The organism is Vibrio sp. 704 (genome assembly GCF_033339295.1).
Genome location: NZ_JAWOUH010000347.1, coordinates 1 through 769 on the forward strand (window position 1 = coordinate 1; position 769 = coordinate 769).

General features: G+C 47.6%; 1 protein-coding gene and 1 pseudogene. One reads left to right on the top strand and one right to left on the bottom strand.

Annotation, left to right across the window (positions count from 1 at the left end; genetic code table 11):
- The coding region (locus tag R7R24_RS26380) for an efflux RND transporter periplasmic adaptor subunit (RefSeq protein ID WP_318120073.1) at nt 1-563 on the top strand (563 nt) is incomplete at its 5' end.
- Nucleotides 564-651: 88 nt separating this feature from the next.
- Here R7R24_RS26380 and R7R24_RS26385 read toward each other — a convergent pair.
- A pseudogene (locus tag R7R24_RS26385) lies at nt 652-769 on the bottom strand (endonuclease/exonuclease/phosphatase family protein); the annotation flags it as partial.

Here is a 769-nt window from a genome sequence, read left to right on the forward strand (position 1 = left end):
ATAAAGCGCAGGCGGCGGTCTCTGAGGCGGAAACGACCTTTGGCTACAGCATCATTACTGCACCGTTTGATGGCTTGATCACGCAAAAGCCCATCAACAAGGGTGATACCGCGACACCGGGGGCTTTGCTTTTATCAATGTACAATCCAAACTCGTTGGAAATAGAGGTGAACTTTGCTGAGTCTGTCATGCCTTATGTGACTTATGATAAAGAAGTGGACGTTGTTTTTCCGTCTTACAACCTCAACGCGCAAGCGGCTGTAAAAGAAGTGACGCCGTCGGCAGATGCCAACTCGCGCAGTTATACCGTAAAGCTTCAATTTGAGCCGCCAACGGCTATCTATCCAGGTACATACGCCAAAGTCGCGTTGACCTTGACCGACGATGTTGTACTTCGCGTGCCAAAAGAGGCGGTTTACCAAGTTGGCCAATTGGACTACGTAAAAGTGGTGCAAGACAGCGGTGAGGTAGAAACTCGACTTATTCAGCTTGGAGAGTTGGGGAGAGTGCGAACGGGGTTAAAGCAGGGTGACGTAGTGCTGCTGAATCCAAGAGCGCTTTGATAGAACGGTTTCTCTTGTTAACTAGTTAAACGTCTATCTAGCAAACAACATAAAATAGCCCAGCAACATGCTGGGCTATTTTGTTCGTTTAGTTAAGCGTTACCGTTGCGTTTACAGGGCAATGGTCACTCAGTTTGTAATCCAAAACATCTTGTGAGCTGAACAGCGTTTGATGCGCGTTTTTCGCTTTTATTTGCGGGCTCACA